General features: G+C 53.4%; 13 protein-coding genes. 10 read left to right on the top strand and 3 right to left on the bottom strand.

Annotated features, from left to right (window positions below):
* Positions 1–26: 26 nt before the first annotated feature.
* Positions 27–629, bottom strand: a complete 603-nt coding sequence (msrQ, locus tag CKQ54_RS05420) for a protein-methionine-sulfoxide reductase heme-binding subunit MsrQ (RefSeq protein ID WP_112290411.1) — start codon at positions 627–629, stop codon at positions 27–29.
* A gap of 19 nt (positions 630–648) precedes the next feature.
* Positions 649–1,650 (bottom strand): protein-methionine-sulfoxide reductase catalytic subunit MsrP, encoded by a 1,002-nt coding sequence (gene msrP, locus CKQ54_RS05425; RefSeq protein WP_120162180.1) that lies wholly within the window; start codon positions 1,648–1,650, stop codon positions 649–651.
* 388 nt (positions 1,651–2,038) lie between these two features.
* Between msrP and csrD the strand changes: the two genes are divergently transcribed.
* From csrD to tldD, 8 genes are all read left to right on the top strand, one after another.
* Positions 2,039–3,973 carry an RNase E specificity factor CsrD gene (gene csrD, locus CKQ54_RS05430; RefSeq protein WP_120162179.1) on the top strand — a complete coding sequence of 645 codons (1,935 nt, stop codon included), beginning with the start codon at positions 2,039–2,041 and terminating at the stop codon, positions 3,971–3,973.
* A 355-nt stretch (positions 3,974–4,328) separates the two neighbouring features.
* Positions 4,329–5,372, top strand: coding sequence for a rod shape-determining protein MreB (gene mreB, locus CKQ54_RS05435; RefSeq protein WP_013577291.1), 1,044 nt, complete (start codon positions 4,329–4,331; stop codon positions 5,370–5,372).
* A 275-nt stretch (positions 5,373–5,647) separates the two neighbouring features.
* Positions 5,648–6,655 (top strand): rod shape-determining protein MreC, encoded by a 1,008-nt coding sequence (gene mreC, locus CKQ54_RS05440; RefSeq protein WP_112290416.1) that lies wholly within the window; start codon positions 5,648–5,650, stop codon positions 6,653–6,655.
* On the top strand, positions 6,652–7,140 hold the full coding sequence (gene mreD, locus CKQ54_RS05445; protein WP_112290418.1) for a rod shape-determining protein MreD: 489 nt from the start codon (positions 6,652–6,654) through the stop codon (positions 7,138–7,140). The genes mreC and mreD overlap by 4 nt, the downstream gene beginning before the upstream one ends.
* Positions 7,141–7,147: 7 nt before the next feature.
* Positions 7,148–7,741 carry a Maf family protein gene (locus CKQ54_RS05450; RefSeq protein ID WP_112290419.1) on the top strand — a complete coding sequence of 198 codons (594 nt, stop codon included), beginning with the start codon at positions 7,148–7,150 and terminating at the stop codon, positions 7,739–7,741.
* Complete coding sequence (gene rng / locus CKQ54_RS05455) at positions 7,731–9,200, top strand: ribonuclease G (RefSeq protein WP_112290421.1); 1,470 nt, start codon at positions 7,731–7,733, stop codon at positions 9,198–9,200. Before CKQ54_RS05450 ends, rng begins: the two co-directional genes overlap by 11 nt.
* A 98-nt stretch (positions 9,201–9,298) precedes the next feature.
* Positions 9,299–13,135 (top strand): AsmA2 domain-containing protein YhdP, encoded by a 3,837-nt coding sequence (gene yhdP / locus CKQ54_RS05460; protein WP_120162178.1) that lies wholly within the window; start codon positions 9,299–9,301, stop codon positions 13,133–13,135.
* Between the two features lie 142 nt (positions 13,136–13,277).
* On the top strand, positions 13,278–14,723 hold the full coding sequence (tldD, locus tag CKQ54_RS05465) for a metalloprotease TldD (protein WP_120162177.1): 1,446 nt from the start codon (positions 13,278–13,280) through the stop codon (positions 14,721–14,723).
* A 58-nt stretch (positions 14,724–14,781) separates the two neighbouring features.
* On the opposite strand, the gene aaeR is transcribed toward tldD, so the two are convergent.
* Positions 14,782–15,720 (bottom strand): HTH-type transcriptional activator AaeR, encoded by a 939-nt coding sequence (gene aaeR / locus CKQ54_RS05470; protein ID WP_120162176.1) that lies wholly within the window; start codon positions 15,718–15,720, stop codon positions 14,782–14,784.
* A 274-nt stretch (positions 15,721–15,994) separates the two neighbouring features.
* Here aaeR and aaeX point away from each other — a divergent pair, with 274 nt between their 5' ends.
* Positions 15,995–16,198 carry a p-hydroxybenzoic acid efflux pump operon protein AaeX gene (gene aaeX / locus CKQ54_RS05475; protein WP_112290425.1) on the top strand — a complete coding sequence of 68 codons (204 nt, stop codon included), beginning with the start codon at positions 15,995–15,997 and terminating at the stop codon, positions 16,196–16,198.
* 7 nt (positions 16,199–16,205) lie between these two features.
* The gene (gene aaeA / locus CKQ54_RS05480) at positions 16,206–17,141 is read left to right on the top strand and encodes a p-hydroxybenzoic acid efflux pump subunit AaeA (protein WP_120162175.1); all 936 of its coding nucleotides are present in this window, start codon (positions 16,206–16,208) and stop codon (positions 17,139–17,141) included.
* Positions 17,142–17,150: the final 9 nt, after the last annotated feature.

A 17,150-nucleotide genomic window follows, 5' to 3' on the forward strand; every position in this document is an offset into this window, starting at 1 on the left:
GGCAGAACACAGAAAAGTTCCACCGCTTATCGCAGCCACTGGCGGAATTTTTTATAACGAAATGCCAACAAGATGACCGCCAGTAATGCGTAAATGACGGGTTGCGGTGATAACACTTTTACCGACCAAAGGTAGTGGATCGGCGCAAGTACCGCGATCAGATAAATGAAATTGTGCAACTTCTGCCATTTTGACCCCAATTTGCGCTGTGCCCACATTGGAGAGGTGCAGGCCAGTGCCAGCAGAAGAACCCAGCAGATGATGCCCAGCGTCAGATACGGGCGTGATATCAGTTCACTGCCCAGCAACCGGAGATTACTGATGCCCAGTTCGAGGAAGGAATAGCTGAGAAGATGCAGTGTTCCCCACGCAAAACACCATAGACCCAGCAAACGACGGGTGCGGATCAGCAGAGGCTGTTTTCCGTAACGAGCGACAGGCGTGACCAGCAGTGTGACCAGTAAAAATTTCAGAGTCATCCTACCGGTAAAATGCTGAATATCTTTGGCGGGATCGGCGCTGAACCAGCCCTGATTAATCGAAAGCACAATCCAGAAAAAAGGCAAAATGGCGCAAAGATAGATGATCACCTTCAGCCAGGTAATATTTGCAGGGCTTAAACGACGCATAGGTGAAACTTCTCCTTCCTTAATAGAACTTACGCAAGTCCATACCGTGATACATCGACGCCACCTGTTCGGCATAACCGTTGAACAGTAAGGTTGGCTGACGCTGCACGTCGAGCAATCCGCCTGAACCGATAAATCGCTCCGTCGCCTGCGACCAGCGCGGGTGATCAACTTGCGGGTTCACATTGGCGTAAAATCCGTATTCATTCGAGGCAATCTGGTTCCAGGTGGTCGGCGGCTCATCTTTGGTGAATTTGATGTTCACGATGGATTTAATCCCCTTGAAGCCGTACTTCCACGGAATGGTCAGGCGGATGGGCGCGCCGTTTTGCGGCGGAAGTGCTTTGCCATACACACCGACCGTCATCATCGCCAGCGGGTTCATCGCCTCATCTATACGCAATCCTTCAACGTACGGGTAATTCAGTCCGCCGCCGATAAACCGGTCTTTTTGCCCCGGCATATGTTCAGGGTCATATAAGGTAGTAAATGCGACGTAACGCGCATTACTGGTCGGCTCGGCGAGTTTAAGAATTTCACTGAGCTGGAATCCGACCCACGGCACCACCATTGACCAGGCTTCGACGCAACGCATGCGGTAAATCCGCTGCTCGAGCGGGAAACGCTTCATAATGTCGTCCATATCCAGCGTCATCGGTTTAGCGACTTCACCTTCTATTTTTAACGTCCATGGCGATGTGACCAGCTGCCCGGCATTCGCTGCCGGATCTGCTTTATCCAGTCCGAATTCATAGAAATTGTTATAGCCGGAAACCTTATCTTCCGGTGTCAGCGGCAGATCATTCTGGTATGCAGCAGGTTTGGTGAAATCCAGCGGCTTGCCCGCAGGCGCAGACGGCCGGTCATGGCCTTTAAACCAGGAAAGCAGATCAGCCCGGGCATCTTGCGGGATGGCCAGTGCCGCCGCACTGATACCCAGCGCCTGTAATACTTTGCGCCGGTCATGGAAGATGTCTTCGGGTGTGACATCGGCTTCCGTTAGTTTGCGGGGTTTGTACATAGCATTCTCCGGCATTCTCTTTTTATATGGTTAATTTTTATGGATATAGACAGAGCATGGCGTGAAACCGGGGGTTTTGCGAGATGAACCCTCCAAATACCCGATTTAAAAAAACCGCCTTTGGCTGATTTTTATCCATTTGTATAAGAATTCTGAATTGATTGTTTTTTGTGTTGCTATGCTATCAATGTAAGCAAAGGGTACTTTTCGGCCTGATAAAGGAATGAAATGGCGCCCGATGTGGCAGAAATAACGAAATATGCGATTAATCCTTTTTCGTAAATTTCTCCAGTCCCTCCCTTTTTCTGTTTTATAGTAGCGGCGTTTTACGCAGCAGGCTCAGACAACGGGTTTGTGTTCACCTAACCGTAGCGAGTAAGGCACAGGGATGCGATTTACTACCAGACTATCGGCACTGATTTCGATGTTAGTCGCGCTGGCAATGCTGTTGATGTTGCTGGGCGTCACTTTCAGTTTTCTCTATCTCAATAAACAAAGTACCGGGCAGCATCTTCAGGCGCTGGCGACGGCCTATGATCAGGCGCTTCTGACCCATACCCCCGCGGAAGCCGAACGCTGGATGCCGCCGGCGATGCGCATGCTTGATATCACGGATGTTGAGCTCAAACTCAATAACACCACCGTGTATGAGTATCATGAAAAGCCCAATTTGCGCCGTTCGTGGGACAGCGTAATCCCTGAATTCGAGACGGCAACTTTCCCGCTGATGCAGAACCATGCGATGTCTCTGCAAATGTCCTATATCGATCCGATCAGCACCTATATCCGCTCCCTGCGTTCTACGTTTGCAATTGGTCTCGCCATTCTGGTGATGCTGGGCATGCTGATGCTCAGTTTCCGCTGGTTGCGACAGGAAACCGATGGCGTGGAAAAACTGGAAGACCGCGCAGTGCGCATATTACGCGGAGAACGCGAGGGTCTGACCGGGGATGTTGGGGAATGGCCCCATTCTGCCAGCAGTGCTATCGATGTGTTGCTGACTGATCTGAACGAAGCCCGTGAACAGCGTAGCCGCGTGGACACCCTGATACGCGCGTATGCCCAGCAGGACGCACAAACCGGGCTGAGTAACCGCCTGTTCTTTGATAACCAGCTCGCCACACAACTGGAAGAAAAGGGTGCGCATGGCGTGGTGATGCTGCTGCGTTTACCTGATTTCGATATGATGCGCGAAACCCACGGTCAGGCGGTGGTTGAAGAATTACGTTCGGCGATGGTGAATTTATTATCGACGTTTGTTATGCGCCACGTGGATGCTTTACTGGCCCGCTATTTCCACAGTGATTTTGCGGTGCTGCTGCCGCACCGCACCCTGAAAGAAGCGGAAGTGATGGCGGCTCAGCTGGTTAATGCGCTGGGCGTGTTGCCGACGTCTTCGCTGATCGACCGCGACGCACTGATGTACATCGGCATCAGTGCGTATCGTTTCGGGCAGACGCCGGATCAGGTCATGGATATGGTTGAGCAGGCCACCCGCCACGCGGCGTTCCAGGGAAGTAACAGCTGGTTTATCTACGATAAAAACGTGCCGGAAAAGGGCCGGGGAAGCGTGCGCTGGCGGACTTTGCTGGAAAATACCCTGGCGCGCGGCGGCCCGCGTTTATACCAGAAACCGTCATTCTCAAAAGGCGGCAAGCTTGACCACCGGGAAGTGCAGCGTCGCGTCTTTGACGGAGAACAGGAACTGCTGGCCGCAGAATTTATTCCTCTGGTGGTTCAGTTTGGCCTGTCTCAGAGCTTTGACCGGGTCATGTTAAGTCAGATTATTCCGTTACTTAACCGCTGGCCGGATGAAACGTTGGCATTTCACCTGACGGTTGATTCATTATTGCAGCGCTCGTTTGTTCGCTGGCTGCGCGATACGTTGCTTCAGTGCGAAAGAACCCAACGAAATCGAATTTTGATTGAACTTGCAGAGGCAGATCTCTGTCAACATACCGACCGGCTGCGTCCGGCTATCAGACTATTGCAAGGTTTAGGCTGTCGTCTGGCCGTGACGCAGGCAGGTTTGTCGGTCGTCAGCACCTCTTATCTGAAAACTTTCCCGGTGGAGAGAGTCAAGCTTCACCCGGGGTTAGTGCGCGATATTGATAAGAGGGTGGAAAACCAGCTTTTTGTACAAAGTTTGCTCAGTGCATGTGAAGGAACTCAGGCCCTGGTTTTTGCCTCCGGAGTGAGGACAAAAGAGGAGTGGGCCGTCCTGTTGAAAAGTGGGATCCACGGCGGTCAGGGCGATTTCTTTGCTGTGCCGGAGCCTGTTGACCCGGTCGGTAAAAAATATTCACATAACCGCGATGTTTAAGTGACCGTTATGGGATTATTTAACGTAGAATGAGCCAGCTTTTGACCGACTCCCTTGCCTGGCCTCCGGTGCTTATTATCAGGCCGCAGATGAGCGGAAAATTTCGGTAAAAGTGTAAGAATTTATGTGCGGTGTTGCTACTTCGCCTGGGTGCCTGCCCGAGGTAAACCGAGCCTGCGATAAAGAATTATTTCGCAGTGCCATCAGCCTCAAAAAGTAACAACAAGTGAATGGCGACATCGCTGACAATTTTCACGGAAGCAGGACGTTTTTGCGCCTTGTCGCTGCTTCGCGTGGTTGGTAAAGTAGGCGGATTTTATTTTCCGCCCCCAGCTTGCAGGATTATCCTTTCGTTATGTTTAAGAAATTTCGTGGCATGTTTTCCAACGACTTGTCCATCGACCTGGGTACCGCCAATACCCTTATCTATGTAAAAGGACAAGGCATCGTGTTGAATGAGCCATCTGTAGTGGCTATTCGTCAGGATCGTGCTGGTTCACCTAAAAGCGTTGCTGCTGTTGGTCACGACGCTAAACAGATGCTGGGTCGTACTCCTGGCAATATCGCAGCCATTCGTCCAATGAAAGACGGCGTTATCGCTGACTTCTTCGTGACTGAGAAAATGCTGCAACACTTCATCAAGCAAGTTCACAGCAACAGCTTCATGCGCCCAAGTCCGCGCGTGCTGGTGTGTGTGCCAGTCGGTGCAACGCAAGTTGAGCGCCGTGCTATCCGTGAATCTGCACAAGGTGCAGGCGCGCGTGAAGTGTTCCTGATTGAAGAACCGATGGCTGCGGCAATCGGTGCAGGCCTGCCAGTATCTGAAGCGACCGGTTCAATGGTGGTGGATATCGGTGGTGGTACGACGGAAGTTGCGGTGATCTCCCTTAACGGCGTGGTGTATTCCTCTTCTGTACGTATTGGTGGCGACCGTTTCGACGAAGCTATCATTAACTACGTTCGTCGTAACTACGGTTCACTGATTGGTGAAGCGACTGCCGAACGTATTAAGCACAGCATTGGTTCTGCTTATCCTGGCGATGAAGTGCACGAAATCGAAGTTCGCGGCCGTAACCTGGCTGAAGGTGTTCCACGTGGCTTCACGCTGAACTCCAACGAAATCCTGGAAGCCCTGCAGGAACCGCTGACCGGTATCGTCAGCGCGGTGATGGTTGCACTGGAACAGTGTCCGCCAGAACTGGCTTCTGATATTTCCGAGCGCGGCATGGTGCTGACCGGCGGTGGCGCATTACTGCGTAACCTGGATCGTCTGCTGATGGAAGAAACCGGTATTCCGGTTGTCGTCGCAGAAGATCCGCTGACTTGCGTAGCCCGCGGCGGTGGTAAAGCATTAGAAATGATCGACATGCACGGCGGCGACTTATTCAGCGAAGAGTAATCTGAGCGAAGACTTGTGGTTTTGGGCAGGGCTTGTTGTCAGCAAGCCTTGTCGTAGTGAACAAAATCAGTCTGCCCGGGAAGGTGGTTGTCCGTCAGGTAAAACCTGCAACGTGAAGTGTGCAGTGTTCAATGTGGATCCGCGCAAACACTGGCTGAGCGATAAACGCTTTGCCGGTGTTTTGTCTATCCCATGAGATTGCCGCCTTTTCTGTCAGGGGAAGTCTTTACTTCGACTGGCTGAAACCTTCTGTTGCCGAGGAACTCGCATATTTTATGAAGCCAATTTTTAGCAGGGGACCTTCCCTGCAACTGCGACTTTTTTTGGCTATTCTCACGGCCATTGTCCTGATTGTTGCCGACAGTAAAATAGGTACGTTTGTTAAAATTCGCACCTATATGGATACTGCCGTCAGTCCCTTCTATTTTTTGTCCAATGCCCCGCGTGAATTCTTAGATCAGGTCTCTTCTACATTTGCCACTCGTGGTCAGATGGAGCTCGAAAACCGCGCTTTGCGTCAGGAACTGTTGCTGAAAAACAGCGATCTGATGCTGCTTGGCCAATACAAACAAGAAAACGCCCGTCTGCGCGAACTGTTAGGGTCGCCGTTGCGTCAGGACGAGCACAAGATGGTGACGCAGGTTCTGTCTACCAGCAACGATCCGTACAGTGATCAGGTGGTGATCGACAAAGGCAGCAACAATGGCGTGTATATCGGACAACCGGTGATCAGCGACAAAGGTGTTGTCGGTCAGGTTGTTGCCGTTGCCGCTCTGACCAGCCGCGTATTGCTGATTTGCGATGCGTCGCACGCATTACCGATTCAGGTGCTGCGTAACGACATCCGCGTGATTGCAGCCGGTAGCGGCTGCGCCGATGACCTGCAACTCGAGCATCTGCCAAGCAATACCGACATTCGTGTCGGCGATGTGCTGGTTACGTCAGGTCTTGGCGGCCGTTTCCCTGAAGGCTATCCGGTGGGTGTGGTGTCCTCTGTCAAAGTGGACAACCAGCGTGCGTATACCGTGATTCAGGCGCGTCCGACCGCCGGTCTGCAACGTCTGCGTTATTTGCTGCTGTTATGGGGTTCGGACCGTAATGGTGAACATCCTCTGCCGCCTGATGAAGTCCATCGCGTTGCCAACGAACGTCTGATGCAAATGATGCCGCAAGTCCTGCCACCTCCGGGTGATATGGGGCCTCCTGCACCGGTTCCGCCACCGGCTACCGGTACGGTGACCGCACCTGTCAGCACGCCTGCTGTTCAGGGAGCGACACGATGAACAGTTACCGGAGCCACGGGCGTTGGATTATTTGGCTATCCTTCTTAATAGCCATGCTGTTGCAGGTCATGCCGTGGCCGGAACAAATTTACATGTTCAGGCCGTCATGGCTGATGCTGATCCTGATTTACTGGGTGATGGCGTTACCGCATCGCGTCAACGTGGGTACCGGTTTTATTGTCGGCTTCATCATGGACTTGATCCTGGGATCGACGCTCGGCATCCGGGCGCTGGCATTTGCTATCACCGCCTATCTGGTCGCGTTCAAATTCCAGTTATTCCGTAATCTGGCGCTATGGCAACAGGCGCTGATTGTCATGGTGCTTTCACTGGCCGTGGACGTGATGGTGTTCTGGGGTGAATTCCTGGTCGTTAACGTTTCGTTCCGGCCTGAAGTTTTCTGGAGTAGTGTGGTTGACGGTGTTCTGTGGCCATGGCTGTTCCTGCTGATGCGTAAAATTCGTCGTCAGTTTGCCGTGCAATGAGGATGTTATGACCGCACTTTATCTGGCCTCCGGGTCACCGCGCCGCCGTGAATTACTGACGTTGCTGGAGTTGCCTTTCGAGCGCCTGTCTACGGACGTGGCAGAAGAACGTCAGCCTGGCGAAGCGCCGCAAGATTATGTTTTGCGGCTGGCGAAAGACAAGGCGCAGGCCGGTGTGGCGGTAGCAGCAGAAGATTTGCCAGTGCTGGGCGCAGATACGATTGTGGTACTTGACGGTAATGTGTTGGAAAAGCCACGTGACGAAGCGCAAGCCGCTGTTATGCTTAATGCATTGTCTGGCAGACAGCATCAGGTGATGACCGCGATTGCGTTTGCCGACCGGCAGGATTGTCTCAATACGTTGGTTGTGACAGATGTCACTTTCCGTTCACTATCCTCCGACGACATTGCACACTATATTCTGAGCGGTGAGCCCATGGATAAAGCGGGCGCTTATGGTATTCAGGGAAAGGGCGGTTGTTTCGTCCGTGAAATTCGCGGCAGTTACTATGCAGTTGTGGGGCTTCCTTTGGTGGAAACTCAGGAACTGCTAAATGAATTTTCTGCCTTACGCGAGCTTAGGAGAAAACATGACAGCTGAATTACTGGTCAATGTCACCCCGTCTGAAACCCGCGTGGCCTACATTGACGGTGGCATTCTGCAGGAAATCCATATTGAGCGTGAGACCAAACGCGGGATTGCCGGCAACATTTATAAAGGACGTATCAGTCGTGTTCTGCCGGGTATGCAGGCAGCATTCGTGGATATCGGCCTTGAGAAAGCAGCGTTCTTACACGCTTCAGACATCATGCCTCACACCGAATGTGTGGCGCGTGATGAGCAGAAAAATTTCCATGTGCGTGACATCGCAGAGCTGGTACATCAGGGCCAGGATCTGATGGTGCAGGTGGTGAAAGACCCGCTGGGCACCAAAGGCGCGCGCCTGACGACTGACATTACGTTGCCTTCCCGCTATCTGGTGTTCATGCCCGGGGCTTCTCACGTTGGGGTTTCCCAGCGTATTGAAAGCGAAGCGGAACGCGACCGTCTGAAACGTATCGTCTCCGAATATTGCGACGAGCACGGTGGTTACATTATTCGTACCGCCGCCGAAGGCGTGGGCGAAGAAGAACTTAAGCAGGATGCCGCCTACTTAAAACGCTTGTGGACTAAGGTGATGGAGCGTAAACGTCGCAACAAAACCAAGTGCAAGTTGTATGGCGAACTGGCGCTGGCGCATCGTGTTTTACGTGATTTTGCCGGCGAAGCGCTGGATCGTATCCGCGTTGACTCCCGTCTGACCTACGAATTGCTGGTGGAATTCACCAGCGAATACATGCCTGAAATGACCAGCAAGCTGGAGCATTACAGCGGCAAGCAACCTATTTTCGATTTGTTCGATGTTGAGAACGAAATCCAGCGTGCGCTGGAGCGCAAGGTGGAACTCAAATCCGGCGGCTACCTGATTATCGATCAGACCGAAGCCATGACCACCGTGGATATCAATACCGGTGCGTTTGTCGGCCATCGCAATCTCGAAGACACTATTTTCAACACCAATACCGAAGCGACACAGGCGATTGCCCGTCAGCTGCGTCTGCGCAATCTCGGCGGCATTATCATCATCGACTTCATTGATATGTCGAATGAAGATCACCGCCGTCGCGTGTTGCACAGCCTCGAGCAGGCGCTGGCAAAAGACCGCGTGAAGACCGGCATTCACGGTTTCTCTGCGCTCGGTCTGGTGGAAATGACCCGTAAGCGTACGCGTGAAAGCGTCGAGCATGTTCTGTGCAGCGACTGTCCGACATGTCATGCACGCGGTACGGTCAAAACCGTTGAAACCGTCTGCTATGAAATTCTGCGTGAGATCGTACGTGTGCATCATGCCTACGATTCCGACCGTTTCCTGGTCTACGCGTCTGCTGCCGTGGGGGAAGCCCTCAAGGGAGAAGAATCCCATGCGCTGGCTGAAGTGGAAATCTTCGTCGGCAAGCAGGTTAAGGTACAGATTGAGCCGCTCTACAGTCAGGAACAGTTCGACGTCGTCATGATGTGATCTGCGGATGACTGGCTTGAAGCATCTGGGTGTTAAAGGTTTCCATTGCCGTCTGTGCGGGTGAAAACCAGCATGGAATGGAAAACAAGGAGAGAGGTTTGAGGCGACTGCCCGGTATTTTATTAACCACCAGCGCAACCCTTGTCGTGATAGTGGCTTTGGTGATCAGCGGCCTGCGTCTTGCATTGCCGCAGCTTAGCCGCTTTCAGGATCAACTGGTCGGGAAAGTAGAGGCGGTCACCGGCGTACCGATTGAACTGTCGCAAATCAGCGCCAGCTGGAAAACCTTTGGCCCGATCATGGAAGTCCGTGGCCTTCAGGTTACATTGCCGGATGCCAAATGGCGGGTTCAGCGCATCACGATGGCGCTGGACGTCTGGCAATCACTGCTGCATTTTCGCTGGCAGTTCCGCGATCTCACTTTCTATAACCTGCAACTGGATTTAAACACCCCGCTCGGTGGCGAGGCCAATAAAGGCAACGGCATCAAGCCCGGTCGTGTTAGCGATATTTTTCTGCGTCAGGTTGACCATTTTGACCTGCGCAACAGCCGCATTACGTTCCCTACGCCTTCCGGTTCGCGTGCCGAATTCGATATTCCCCAGCTGACCTGGCTGAACACCCGCAACCGCCATCGCGCCGAAGGGCAGCTCAGCCTCTCGAGCTTTAACGGTCAGCACGGCGTTGTGCAACTGCGTATGGATCTTAACGACTCAAACGGTCTGCTCAATAACGGCAAGATTTATATGCAAGCCGATGATATTGATATGAAACCGTGGTTCAGCCGGTGGCTGCGCAGTAACACAGGTCTGGAAAGCGCTAACTTTAGCCTGGCGGCCTGGCTGACGGTTCACAATGGCGATATTTATGCCGGTGATGCGCTGCTGAAAACGGGTTCCGCGACCTGGAAAACCGGTGACGATGAGCACCGCCTCGATGTTGATAATCTCACCTTGCATGGCAGCCGTCAGGGAAATGGCTGGCAGGTCGGCACGCAGCAACTGAATCTGAAAACGGATGGCGTTGCGTGGCCAAAAGGTCGCCTTGAAGCGCTTTATCTGCCTGAAAATAATGATTTCCTCGGCCCCTCGCAGGGCGAAGAATTGCGTATCCGTGGCGCAAATCTGCAACTCGAACGCTTAGGGCCGGTCATCCCGACCTTCTCATTCCTGACGCCCGCCTTGCTGGAACGCTGGCAGGATTTAAAACCTGCCGGTAACGTCGACAGGCTCGCGCTGGATATCCCGATCAAACAGCCGGATCAGACCCGCTTTGATGCCAGCTGGCACGATGTCAGCTGGCAGCTCTGGAAGATGCTGCCGGGCGTCAGTCATTTCAGCGGCAGCCTCAAAGGCAGCGTGGCGGGTGGCCAGCTGGCGGTTAATCTCAAAGACAGTGTCTTACCTTATGGCGACATGTTCCGTGCGCCGCTGGAGATAAGCGCCGCGACCGGGACCTTTAACTGGACTAACACTCAGGACGGCTGGGCGCTGTCGGGCAAAGATGTGGATGTCCAGGCTAACGCGTTGTGGGCGAAAGGCGACTTCCGTTACCACCAGCCCGTTAAAGGCGAGCCGTGGCTAAATATTCTGGCGGGTATCCGCTTATATGACGCCGGACAGGCGTGGCGCTATTTCCCTGAGCCGCTGATGGGTAAACATCTGGTGGATTATCTGAGCGGTGCCATAAAGGCCGGCCAGGTCGATAACGCGACGTTAACGTTCAACGGCAATCCGCATGATTTCCCGTTCAAAAAGAACGAAGGGCAGTTTGAAGTGTGGGTGCCTTTGCGCCACTCAACTTTCGAATTCCAGCCAGGCTGGCCGGCATTGACTGATCTGGATATTGATCTCGATTTCCTCAATGACGGCCTGTTTATGAAAGCCGCGCACACCAGACTGGGCAATGTTGATGGCAACAATGTGGTCGCCAATATTCCTGATTACATGAAAGAAAAGCTGTTTATCGATGCCGACCTGCGCGGTCAGGGCAAAGATATCGGCGACTACTTCATGGGTACGCCGCTGCATGATTCGCTGGGTTCGGCGCTACAGGAATTGCAGATTGGCGGCGAAGTGAATGGTCGCTTACATCTGGATATTCCGCTGGATGGTGAGATGGTTCGTGCTTCCGGCGGGGTGACGTTAAACGACAACAGTCTGTTGATTAAACCGCTGGACAGCAAAATCAGCCATCTCAGCGGTCAGTTCAGCTATGACAACGGCAACCTGCAAAGTAACCGTCTTACCGGTGAATGGTTCGGCCAGCCGGTAAATGTGATGTTCAGCACACAGGAACTGGCGGATGACTTTAAAGTGCAGGTTGGTCTGGATGCTAACTGGCAGCTGGCAAAAATCCCGGGTCTGCCGGCCGCGGTAGCCAGCAAAATTTCTGGCGGCACTCCGTGGAAAGGCGATGTGAATATCACGCTGCCGCACAAAGGCACGCCGACTTATACCGTCGATGTGAACGCCGACCTGAAAGATGTGAGCAGTCACTTACCCGATCCGCTGAGCAAAAAGGCCGGCCACGCGATGCCGCTGGTGGTCAATGTGAAAGGCGATCTGCACAGTTTTAATCTTGAAGGTGTACTGGCCGGAAAAGACCGTTTCAACAGCCGCTGGCTGCTGGGCAAACAGCTGAAACTGGATCGCGCATCCTGGCAGGCTAACGCGAAGAAAACGCCACCCCTGCCGGCAGACAGCAGCCTGACACTTAATCTGCCGCCGCTGGATGGCGAAAACTGGCTGGGCCTGCTCTCGCCGGATAAAGCGGCGCAAAGTACCAGGGGCAACAGCAGCAAAATGGCCGGTTTCAGCTTCCCGCATCAGATAACCCTGACTACGCCAGCACTGACGCTGGGTGGACAGGTGTGGAATGATCTGGCCCTGACTTCGGTGCAGGGGCGTCAGGGAATGGAAATTATCGCCAAAGGCAAAGAAATTGACGGTCAGCTGAATATGAATGACAACGGACCGTGGCTGGCGAACCTGAAATATGTGTATTTCAATCCGCAATGGACCGTGGCTGATGTTACCAGCAGCGGTCAGCCGGGCGGAAATCCGTTCGCGACCAGCAAGATTTCCTTCGCTAACTGGCCTGCGCTGCAACTGCGTTGCCAGGCCTGCTGGTTCCTCGGACAGAACTTCCGCAAAGTGAACGCCGATCTTACCCCGCAGGGCGATCAGCTGATGCTGCGCAACGGCCTGATCGACACCGGCGTAGCGCGCCTCAACGTTCAGGGCGACTGGAAGCAGAACGCACAGGGCGAAAGTACCGGTCTGAAAGGCAAACTGGCGGGTAAAAACATTGAACAGGCGATGTCATTCTTTGGTGTGACCACGCCACTGAAAGGCGCGCCGTTCGACATTAACTTCGACCTGCACTGGAAATCAGTGCCATGGAAACCGGATATCAGCACGCTTAACGGCACGCTGAAAAACACGCTGGGCAAAGGCGAGATCGCTGACGTCGGCACGGGCCGGGCCGGGCAATTGCTGCGTCTGGTCAGTTTCGACGCCTTGCTGCGTAAACTGCGCCTCGATTTCAGTGATACCTTCGGTCAGGGATTCTATTTCGATTCGATCAAATCCACCGCCTGGATTAAAGACGGCGTACTGCATACCGATGACCTGCTGGTTGATGGTCTGGAAGCGGATATTGCCATTACCGGTCAGGTGAATTTTGTTAATCAGCGCCTCGATCTGGAAGCCGTTATCGCGCCTGAGATCTCAGCCACCGTGGGCGTGGCTACCGCCTTCGTCATCAACCCGGTGGTGGGCGTGGCGGTATTTGCTGCCAGTAAAGTGCTGGCGCCGCTGTGGAATAAAATTTCGCTGATTCGTTATCAGATTAGCGGCACTATCGCAGATCCACACATCAACGAAATTCTGCGTAAACCGGTAGAACATCCAAAAGCCGCTGCCGCTCAGTAATGTCAGCGGCGAAGGTGGCAGGAAACCTCGTTCCGGCTGTGTTAGGCTGTTAATAACCTTGAAACAATGGATTGTCCGGCGGGTCGACGTTTTTATAACGCTCAGCCCGCCGGATTTTCGTCTAAAAAGAGAGTGAACATTTATGAGTCTGGCCTTAGTCAGTGAGCAGTTACTAACTGCTAATAATCTGAGTCATCAGGATTTGTTTTCCGTTTTGGGCCAGTTGTCTGAACGTCGCCTTGATTATGCCGATCTCTTTTTCCAGTCCAGTTTCCACGAAGCCTGGGTTATCGAAGATAGCATCATCAAAGATGGTTCTTACAATATCGACCAGGGCGTCGGCGTCCGTGCGGTAAGCGGTGAAAAAACCGGTTTCGCTTATGCCGACCAGATTACGCTGAATGCCCTGAACCTGAGCGCAACAGCGGCCCGCAGCATTGTCCGCGAGCAGGGCAATGGCAAAGCGCACACGCTGGGCGAAATTGCGTACAAATCTCTTTATTCTCCGCTGGATCCGCTCCAAAGCCTGCCGCGTGAAGCAAAAATCGAACTTCTGCATCGTGTAGACAAAATCGCCCGTGCGGCAGATAAACGCGTGCAGGAAGTCAGTGCCAGTATTACCGGCGTATACGAAACCGTGCTGGTTGCGGCGACGGATGGCACGCTGGCGGCAGATATCCGTCCGCTGGTGCGTTTGTCTGTCAGCGTTCTGGTCGAACAGGACGGACGTCGCGAACGCGGCTCAAGCGGCGGTGGCGGTCGAGTCGGTTATGACTACTTCCTCGAAACCGTTAACGGCGAAGTTCGTGCCGAAGCTTTCGCCCGTGACGCTGTGCGCATGGCGCTGCTGAACCTGACCGCGGTAGCCGCTCCGGCTGGCGGAATGCCGGTAGTACTCGGCGCAGGCTGGCCGGGCGTGCTGTTGCATGAAGCGGTCGGTCACGGTCTGGAAGGTGATTTCAACCGTCGCGGCACGTCAGTATTCAGCGGCCAGATGGGTAAACTGGTGGCGTCTGAGCTGTGTACCGTGGTCGATGACGGCACTATGCCGGGTCTGCGCGGTTCACTGGCGATTGACGATGAAGGTGTGCCGGGCCAGTACAACGTGCTGATCGAAAACGGTGTGCTGAAAGGTTACATGCAGGACAAACTGAATGCGCGCCTGATGGGTGTTGCGCCGACCGGCAACGGCCGCCGTGAGTCTTATGCGCATCTGCCGATGCCACGGATGACCAATACCTACATGCTGGCCGGGAAATCGACGCCGGAAGATATCATCAGCAGCGTGGAATTTGGTCTGTATGCGCCAAACTTCGGCGGCGGCCAGGTGGATATCACGTCGGGTAAATTTGTGTTCTCGACTTCAGAAGCCTATCTGATCGAAAAAGGCCGGATCACTAAACCGGTGAAAGGCGCGACGCTGATTGGCTCCGGTATTGAAGCCATGCAGCAGATTTCTATGGTCGGTAACGATCTGGCGCTCGATAAAGGCGTCGGCGTGTGCGGTAAAGAAGGCCAGAGTTTGCCGGTCGGTGTCGGTCAGCCAACCCTGAAACTGGATAATCTGACGGTGGGTGGTACTGCTTAAATTTTTTTCCTGCCCTTGTCAAAGGGGAGGTCAGGTGGAGTTTTGTTTAGAGACGAACTCAACTCCACTGCGTCCCCTTTTTCCCCTGCCGGTATCCCTGATACACCTTGCTGACCCGTTTGAAATAATCCGTCAGATAATCAATGCAGACCTGCACTTTCAGCGGCAGTTTGTCCTTTTCGGTATACAGCGCATAGACCGGTCGCGGATCGGACTGATAGCTTCTGAACAAAATCTCCACTTCGCCTGCGTTAATTTCCTCGATCACCCACATCAGCGGCACATACGCGATCCCGACACCGGCTTTCAGCCAGCGGATCATGGTTTGCGAATCGTTGGTGACGAAGCGCCCTTGCGGTGTAATGCGGGTCGAAATGCCTTCAGGGGCGATCAGCTCAAATTCGCTGTCGGGGCGCACGCTGTATTCCAGCCATGAGAAATTCACCATATCAGCCGGTTTTTCCGGTGTGCCGTGCTGGGCCAGATAACTGCGCGCTGCGCACACCACCATCGGCATTGAGCCTAAGCGGGTGCAGAACAGGCTGGAATCCTGTAACGCGCCGACGCGGATCACCACATCCAGACCATCAGCGATTAAATCGGGAGCGGGAATGCCGGTCACCAGATTGACCGTCAGTCCGGGATATTCGCTGAGCATTTCGGCAGTCATCGCAGCAAGAACATTTTGTGCCATTGTTGATGAACTGCCGATGCGCAAGGTCCCGGTTGGCGTGTTGTTGAAGGCATACAATTGTTCATGCACTTCACGCACATCGTGCAGCATTTTCCTGCAACCCTGATAGTAAAGCTTGCCCGCTTCCGTCAGACCAATACTGCGCGTGCTGCGGTTTAATAATTTGATTTGTAACTCGTTTTCCAGCTTTGAGACAGTCTGGCTGATGGCGGATACGCTCATGTCGAGGCGTCGCGCAGCGGCAGTAAAAGAACCGCTTTCTACCACCTGAGCGAAAATCGACATGCGTTTTAATCGGTCCATTGTTAACTCTGGCTTAAAAGTGATTTAGATCACAGAACGTTGATTACTTGATAATAAGCACGCTAATATACCCTTCCGGGCGATAATGCTCAGGTTTCAGTTTTCCTGACATAATGCTTACCTTCGCACACTTCCCTGGCAACTCCACGGCTTCATTGATCTGCTCCCGCTGAATTATTTTCCACCGGGGTCGCGTGCTGTTGCCTAAAATAATGAATAATGCGTGCGCGGGACGATACGTGTTTGTCCGTCGTCATAATGTAAGGAATTTTTGATGAGTTTGCTTCCGGTAATGGTGATTTTCGGATTGTCGTTTCCTCCGGTGTTTTTTGAAATACTGCTGGCGCTGGTGGTGTTTTTCGTGCTGCGGCGTGTACTGCAACCCACCGGTATCTATGACTTTGTCTGGCATCCGGCGTTGTTCAACACAGCTTTGTACTGCTGTCTTTTTTACCTGATCTCCTGCATGTTCGTCTGAGGGCGTTGTGAAAAATTTCTCTATAAAAATAATACGTTATGCAATAACGTTGATTCTGGTCGTGCTGGCTATCATCGCAATTTTCAAAGCCTGGGCGTTCTATACCGAATCTCCGTGGACCCGTGATGCCAAATTTACCGCTGACGTGGTGTCTATCGCTCCCGATGTTACCGGTCTGATTACCGATGTGCCTGTGGTCGATAACCAGCTGGTGAAGAAGGGCCAGGTGTTGTTTAAAATCGACCAGCCGCGCTACCAGCAGGCGCTGGACGAAGCGAGTGCTGACGTCGCGTATTATCAGGCGCTGGCAGCAGAGAAAAAACGTGAAGCCGGACGTCGTGTAAAACTGGGCGTTCAGGCCATGTCGCAGGAAGAAATCGATCAGGCCAATAACGTCCTGCAAACCGCTGAACATCAGCTGGCAAAAGCGCAGGCGGCACGTGATCTGGCGGTGCTGGATCTGGAACGTACCGTGGTGGTTGCACCTGCCGATGGCTGGGTCACTAACCTGACCGTTCATCCGGGTAACTACATCAATCGTGGTTCGACCGCTGTGGCGCTGGTGAAGAAAAACTCCTTCTACATTCTCGCCTATCTGGAAGAAACCAAATTGCCGGGGCTGAACAAAGGCGACCGTGCGGAAATCACCCCGCTGGGCAGTAACCGCATCATGCACGGTACCGTGGACAGCGTGGCCGCGGCGGTCACCAACAGCTCTTCTTCTGCTGCAACGAATGGTCTGGCGACCATCGACAGCAACCTCGAGTGGGTGCGTCTGGCGCAGCGCGTGCCGGTGAAAATCCTGCTCGATGATGAAGACCAGCAACATCCTTATCCGGCAGGCACGACCGCGACCGTGGTTATTACCGGTCAGCATGACCGCAAACAAGATGAAGGTTCTCCTTTCCTTCGTCTCCTGCATCGCCTGAGAGAGTTTGGCTAAGGCCGGAAA

It is taken from the genome of Rahnella variigena, from assembly GCF_003610915.1.
Lineage (GTDB): Bacteria > Pseudomonadota > Gammaproteobacteria > Enterobacterales > Enterobacteriaceae > Rahnella > Rahnella variigena.